A 6,938-nucleotide genomic window follows, 5' to 3' on the forward strand; every position below is an offset into this window, starting at 1 on the left:
GCCCCTGGCGGCGCCGGGCGCCGACGATCGCCAGGTCGGCGGCGGCCGACCGGAGCACGAGGACCTTGGGGGCCGGGCCTTCGACCGTCGCCCGGCGCACCCGGACGCCCGGGTGGGCGGCGATCGCGTCGCGCAGCAGCTCACCGAGCAGGACGGAAGCCTGCTCCTCGTGCTGGCACGCCGGTTCCCCGGCTGACGCCAGGTGGCCGGTGGTCTCGTGGGCGGGGCAGCGCCAGGCGCGTACGACGTCCAGGACGCACCCGCGTGCCTCGGCCTCACGGAAGGCGAAGTCCACCGCCTCACCGCTCGCGCCGGGGTCCCCCGCCCCGAGCAGAATCCGCTCGTGGGTGCCGGCCAGACCGGCCGTGTCGCCTCTCACGACGATCACCGGGCAGTGCGCCCGCGCGGCCACGGCGAGCCCGACCGAGCCCAGGAGCAGTCCCTTCAACTCGCCGCGACCCCGCGATCCGGCCACCAGGAGCGAGGCGTTGTCGCTCTCGCGCACCAGGACGTGCACCGCTTCCTCGGGGAAGATCGCCGTGGAGACCTTGATCTGCGGGTTGCGCCGGTGAGCACGGTCCGCGGCGGAGGCGACGATGCGCTCGGCCGTCACACTCGTCGGGGACCTTTGTTCGCCGACCGGGGAAACGGTGCCTTCGTAGCGCTCCCAGAGGGAGGCGTGCACCAGGCGCAGCGGCAGTCCGTACCGGCCTGCTTCGTCCACGGCCCAGTCGACCGCCAGGAGGCTGGGGTCCGATCCGTCGACGCCCACGACCAAGGGCAATTGAGTCATGGTGTCCACCGCCTTTCTCCACACTGCCGCAGGGCGGCCTCACGGGCGGCCCGCTCGGCAGCGGCGAGACTTTCGCACGAGCCGTCCGAACCAACGGTGCCGGTAGGAGACATCATGGGCCTCCCGGTGAGGTGTGATTCCACTTTCCCGGCCCTCAGCCCGTAGCTGGAGGTGCCGTTGGTCCCTGAACGGATCCGGCCGACCCTGCTCTCCGCCGAGAGGGCCGGTCGGCGCTCTCGGCGGGGCCGTCCGGCCCTACAGCCGACGGGCGGGCAGCGGTGTCATGGAAATGAGCCGAGGGCCACAAAAGACACGGAGAAGCGGAGCGAAACCGCGCACCGTGCAATGAGGGCCCGCAAGAAGCGGGCGGCCCTCGGCTCCATCGAGGCCGGCAGATGCCGCCCGTCCATTGGTCCGGGCGCTCCACGCGGGCCGACGTGCGACCGGCGCCATGCTCCGCGACCCTGGAGCTCAAGGGCAGTGCCGCGAGGAGCACCTATGGACTGGGAAACGATCCACAAGGACACCGCACCGGTCGTTCCGCCCCGGCTCACCGACTACGAACGGGCCCGCTCGACGTTCACCTGGGCTCAGGCGCGCACTGCGCTGGCCGGGTTGCCCGGCGGCGGGCTGAACATCGCACACGAGGCGGTGGACCGGCATGCGACCTCGGACCAGGCGGACAAGGTCGCGCTGCGGTGCATCGCCCGGGACAACGCCGTCACCGATGTCACGTACGCCGAGCTGGCCCGGCGTACGGCCCGCTTCGCGAACGTGCTGCGGACACTCGGCGTCGGCCACGGCGACCGGGTGTTCACGCTGCTCGGCCGCTGCCCCGAGCTCTACACCACGGTGCTGGGCACGCTGAAGAACACCGGCGTGCTCTGCCCGCTGTTCTCCGCGTTCGGCCCCGACCCGGTGGAGCAGCGGCTGCGTCTCGGCGACGCCCGGGTGCTCGTGACCACAGCGGCCCTCTACCGGAAGAAGGTGGCCGACCGCCGGGACTCACTGCCCGGCCTGGAACACGTCCTGATCGTCGGGCCGGGCACCGAGGATCTGCCCGGCACCGTCTCCTTCGACGCGCTGATGTCCGCCGCCGCGGACACCTTCACCATCCCGCCGACCTCGCCCGGAGACATGGCCCTGCTGCACTTCACCAGCGGCACCACGGGCACCCCCAAAGGCGCGGTCCATGTCCACGAGGCGGTGGTCGCCCACCACGCCACGGCCGCGTACGCGCTCGATCTGCACCCCGGGGACGTGTACTGGTGCACCGCCGACCCCGGCTGGGTCACGGGGATGTCGTACGGCATCGTCGCCCCGCTGGCGCACGGCGTGACGGTGGTCGTCGACGAGGGCGACTACGACGCCCGCCGCTGGTACCGGATCCTCGGCGAGCAGCGGGTCACCGTCTGGTACACGGCACCCACCGCGCTGCGCATGCTCATGCGTGCGACACCACGTCAGGGCCCGTACGACCTGCCGCGCTCCTACGACCTGTCGGCCCTGCGCCTCATCGCCTCCGTCGGGGAACCCCTCAACCCCGAGGCCGTCGTATGGGGCCGGGACGTGCTGGGCCTGCCGGTGCACGACAACTGGTGGCAGACGGAGACCGGCTGCATCATGATCGCGAACTACGCGGCCTGCGACATCCGGCCCGGCTCGATGGGCCGCCCGCTGCCCGGCGTCGAGGCGACCGTGCTGAGGACCGGCGAGGACGGCCGGGCGCTGGTCAGCGGCGGCCGGGTCACGGAAGTGCAGAGCCCCGCCGAAGAAGGCGAGCTGGCGCTGCGCCCCGGCTGGCCGTCGATGTTCCGCGGCTATCTGCACGACAAGGAGCGCTACGACGCCGCCTTCACCGACGGCTGGTACCTGACCGGCGACCTGGTGCGACGGGACGCGGACGGCTGGTACTGGTTCGTGGGACGCGCCGACGACGTGATCAAGTCGGCGGGGCATCTGATCGGCCCGTTCGAGGTGGAGAGCGCGCTGATGGAGCACCCGGCGGTCGCGGAGGCCGGAGTGATCGGACGGCCGGACCCCGTGGCCGGGAACATCGTCAAGGCCTTCGTGTCGCTGCGCCCCGGTGTCGGCCCCTCCCCGGATCTGGAGCGCGAGTTGCTGGGTTTCGCCCGTCGGCGGCTGGGCCCGGCCGTCGCGCCCAGGGAGATCGCGTTCGACCAGAACCTGCCCAGGACCCGCAGCGGCAAGGTCATGCGCCGGCTGCTGCGTGCGCGTGAACTCGGGCTGCCTATGGGCGACTTGTCGACCTTGGAGGGATCCGCATGAGCGCGGCCCGACCCACCGCTTACACCCGCAAGGACTCGGCGCCCCCAAAGCCCGGCAGGAAAACCGCGACGACCAAGCGGAAGGCGGACACCGGACCCCCACCGGTCGGCCGACCGGATGTCCGGCGCCGAACGGACCTGCTGGCGGCCATGCTGCGCATCCGGCGCTTCGAGGAGCGATGCGTCGAGTTGTACAGCGCCGCGAAGATCCGCGGCTTCGTTCACCTCTACATCGGTGAGGAGGCCGTCGCCGTCGGCGTCAACGAGGCGCTGACCCCCGAGGACGCGGTCGTCTCCACCTACCGCGAACACGGCCACGCGCTGGCCCGTGGCCTCACTGCCGAGGCCGTCATGGCCGAGATGTACGGCAAGGCGACCGGCTGCAGCAGCGGTCGGGGCGGATCCATGCACCTGTTCGACGCGAGCCGCCGCTTCTACGGCGGCAGCGCGATCGTCGCCGGTGGTCTTCCCCTGGCCGCCGGTCTCGCCCTCGCCGACCGGATGCGCGACATGCCCCGCGTCACCTGCTGCTTCTTCGGTGACGGAGCCTTCGCCGAGGGCGAGTTCCACGAGACGGCGAACCTCGCCGCCCTGTGGGATCTGCCCCTGCTATTGGCCTGCGAGAACAACCTGTACGCCATGGGAACGGCGCTCACGCGCGAGCACGCCCAGACCGACCTGGCGATGCGCGCCGCCTCCTACGGCATGCCCGCCTGGGTCGTGGACGGCATGGACGTCGACGCCGTCGAACAGGCCGCCCGGCGGGCCGTCGAAGGCATCAGGGCAGGCACCGGACCACACTTCCTGGAACTGCGCACCTACCGGTTCCGCGCCCATTCCATGTACGACCCGGACCGCTACCGCAAGAAGGCGGAGATCGAGGAGTGGAAGTCCCGGGACCCGATCGACCGGCTGACGCACCTCATGCGTGACAGCGGCGAACTCGACGAATCAGAACTCAACCGGATCGAGCAGCGGATCACCGACGAGATCGACCGCGCCGTGGATGCCGCCGAGCAAGCACCCGAGGAGCCGGTCGAGGACCTGCTCCGCCACGTCACCAGTACCTCGGCCGAGGAGGTGAGCCGACCGTGAACGCAGTCGCGACGGAGGGGACGAAGACGACGTACCGGGAGGCGATGCGCGAGGCCCTGAGGGAAGCCCTGCGCTCCGACGACCGGGTCTTCCTCATGGGCGAGGACGTGGGCAGGTACGGCGGCTGTTTCGGCGTCAGCCTCGGGTTGCTGGAGGAGTTCGGACCGGACCGCGTTCGCGACACCCCGCTCTCGGAGTCCGCGTTCGTGGGGGCCGGCATCGGCGCCGCTCTGGCCGGGATGCGGCCCGTCGTCGAGATCATGACCGTCAACTTCAGCCTGCTCGCCCTCGACCAGATCCTCAACAACGCCGCCACCCTGCTGCACATGTCGGGCGGTCAGCTGCCCGTGCCGCTGGTCATCCGTATGACGACGGGCGCGGGGCGGCAGCTCGCGGCACAGCACTCGCACAGCCTGGAAGGCTTCTACGCACACATTCCCGGCATCCGCGTGCTCGCCCCGGCCACGCTCGAGGACGCACGCCACATGCTCGCCCCCGCGCTCGCCGACCCCGACCCGGTGGTGGTCTTCGAGCACGGCGGCCTCTACAACACCTCCGGCGAACTCGCCCCGCCGACGGCCCCCGTAGACCTGGACCATGCCGCGATCCGCAGGCCCGGCACCGACATCTCCCTGATCACGTACGGCGGTTCGCTGCCCAAGACGCTCGCGGCGGCGGACGAGCTGGCCACCGAGAGCATCGACGCCGAGGTGATCGACCTGCGCACGCTGCGGCCCCTCGACGGTGCGACCGTCACCGCGTCCGTGGCCCGTACCCACCGTGCGGTGATCGTCGACGAGGCATGGCGCACGGGGAGTCTCGCCGCCGAGGTGTCCGCCCGCATCGCCGAGGAGTCGTTCTACGACCTGGACGCCCCCGTCGAGCGGGTGTGCAGCGCCGAGGTGCCCATTCCGTACGCCCGGCAGTTGGAAGAGGCCGCCCTGCCACAGACCACCGACATCGTCGCGGCCGCACACCGGGCGGTGGACTGATCATGGGCGAGTTCACCATGCCGTCACTCGGCGCCGACATGGACGAGGGCACGCTGGTGGAATGGCTGGTGGGACCCGGCGACCTCATCCGCAGAGGCGATCCGGTCGCGGTCATCGAAACCGCGAAGTCCACGATCGAGGTGGAGTGCTTCGAGAGCGGAGCAATGGGACGACTGCTCGTCGAGCCGGGCACGACGGTACCGGTGGGCACGCCGCTCGCGCTGATCGAGCCGGCGGCAGAAGAACGCGGGGTACCGGAGAGAGCCCGGAAGGCCCAGGGGAAACCACAGGCCCCGCCCGCCCCTGAGCACGCGAGGCCCGCCAGGACCTCCGAGCCCGCCCCTGCCCGCACACCGGTGCCCTCCGGGGGCCGGGACCGCGGACACGTCGAGGCAGGCCCGTTGATCCGGCACCTCGCGGAGCAGAGCGGCGTCGATCTCACGGCCCTCGACGGCTCCGGGCCGGCAGGGCGTGTCACCCGGGCCGACATCGAGCGGGCAGCGGCAGCCACGACCGCTGCTCAGCCCTCGCGCATACGGGCCACCCCCCTCGCCCGCCGACGCGCCGCCGAGCTGGGCGTCGACCTGTCCGCGGTGACCGGCACCGGCAAGGATTCCGCCATCCGCGCCAAAGACGTGAGCAAGGCGGCCTCCGGTCATGCTGCCGCGCCCCCACCACCGCGCCGGACCACCGCTGCCGTGCGTGCTTCCCACCCTCCCGAGGACCAGGCGTCGGGCATGCGCCAGGTGATCGCACGCCTGATGACCCGCGCCAACCGGGACATCCCGCACTACTACCTGTCCACCACCGTCGACATGGCCACCGCGATGGACTGGCTGCACGACCACAACCGGCGCAGTCCGATGTCCGAACGACTGCTTCCGGCGGCCCTGTTGCTCAAGGCGGCCGCCCTCGCGGCACACGAGGTGCCCGAGCTCAACGGCTTCTGGACCGACGACCGCTTCGCCGCTGCTCAGGACGTCCATCTCGGCGTGGCGGTGTCCCTTCGCGGCGGGGGACTCGTCGCACCCGCCCTGCACCGAGCAGACACCCTCGGACTGCCCGAGCTGATGACCGCCTTGAAAGACCTGGTGTCACGCGCCCGCACGGGCAGGCTGCGCGGTTCCGAAGTGTCCGACGCCACGATCACGGTCACCAACCTGGGCGACCAGGGCGTGGAAACCGTGTTCGGCGTGATTCATCCGCCGCAGGTGGCCCTGGTCGGCTTCGGACGGGTGGTCGACCGGCCCTGCGCCGTCGACGGCCTGCTGGGCGTACGTCCCGTCGTCACGGCCACCCTCTCGGCGGACCACCGGGCGACGGACGGCGCCGTCGGGGCCCGCTATCTGACAACGCTCGACCGTCTCTTGCAGAATCCGGAGAAGCTGTGAACCGAACCGACGCGCTGAACGTGGTCAAGGAGTCGATCGTCCAGGTCGTTCCTGACGCCGACCTGGCCACACTGGGCCCCGACGAGGCGTTTCGGGACGCGCTCGAGATGGATTCGCTGGACTTCCTGACCTACATCGAGATCCTGGGCGAACGGACCGGCATGCGTATCGATGACGAGGACACACCGCAGCTCACCACGCTGTCCGGCAGCGCCGACTTCCTCGTCGCCCACGGGAAGTGAGAGGTGTCGTCGTCGACCCGGTGCGGGTCGGAGGACCGGTTCCCGGGGCGGTCACGGCACCTCGCGGTGCAGCACGACCTTCAGGGCGCCGGTGTCCGGGCCGTGCGCGAAGACCTCGTAGGCCTCCTCCACGCGAT

6 protein-coding genes are annotated in these 6,938 nt (G+C 71.2%); 5 read left to right on the top strand and 1 reads right to left on the bottom strand.

The window, feature by feature from the left end; translation table 11 throughout:
* On the bottom strand, positions 1-793 hold a 793-nt coding region (locus AB0I73_RS39575; protein ID WP_363045244.1), incomplete at its 3' end, for a universal stress protein.
* A gap of 498 nt (positions 794-1,291) precedes the next feature.
* Between AB0I73_RS39575 and acsA the strand changes: the two genes are divergently transcribed.
* Genes acsA through AB0I73_RS39600 form a run of 5 tightly spaced genes read left to right on the top strand, consistent with a single transcriptional unit; the run spans position 1,292 to position 6,801 of the window.
* Positions 1,292-3,082 carry an acetate--CoA ligase gene (gene acsA, locus AB0I73_RS39580; protein WP_363045239.1) on the top strand — a complete coding sequence of 597 codons (1,791 nt, stop codon included), beginning with the start codon at positions 1,292-1,294 and terminating at the stop codon, positions 3,080-3,082.
* Positions 3,079-4,176: a pyruvate dehydrogenase (acetyl-transferring) E1 component subunit alpha gene (gene pdhA / locus AB0I73_RS39585; protein ID WP_363045240.1), complete on the top strand. Its 1,098-nt coding sequence runs from the start codon at positions 3,079-3,081 to the stop codon at positions 4,174-4,176. The genes acsA and pdhA overlap by 4 nt, the downstream gene beginning before the upstream one ends.
* Entirely contained in the window at positions 4,173-5,168 is a 996-nt protein-coding gene (locus AB0I73_RS39590) for an alpha-ketoacid dehydrogenase subunit beta (protein WP_363045241.1), read from the top strand. The genes pdhA and AB0I73_RS39590 overlap by 4 nt, the downstream gene beginning before the upstream one ends.
* A 2-nt stretch (positions 5,169-5,170) precedes the next feature.
* Positions 5,171-6,559, top strand: coding sequence for a 2-oxo acid dehydrogenase subunit E2 (locus AB0I73_RS39595; protein ID WP_363045242.1), 1,389 nt, complete (start codon positions 5,171-5,173; stop codon positions 6,557-6,559).
* Entirely contained in the window at positions 6,556-6,801 is a 246-nt protein-coding gene (locus AB0I73_RS39600; RefSeq protein ID WP_363045243.1) for an acyl carrier protein, read from the top strand. The genes AB0I73_RS39595 and AB0I73_RS39600 overlap by 4 nt, the downstream gene beginning before the upstream one ends.
* Positions 6,802-6,938 lie beyond the last annotated feature (137 nt).

The sequence above is a fragment of the Streptomyces sp. NPDC050388 genome (genome assembly GCF_040655635.1).
Taxonomy (GTDB): Bacteria; Actinomycetota; Actinomycetes; order Streptomycetales; family Streptomycetaceae; genus Streptomyces.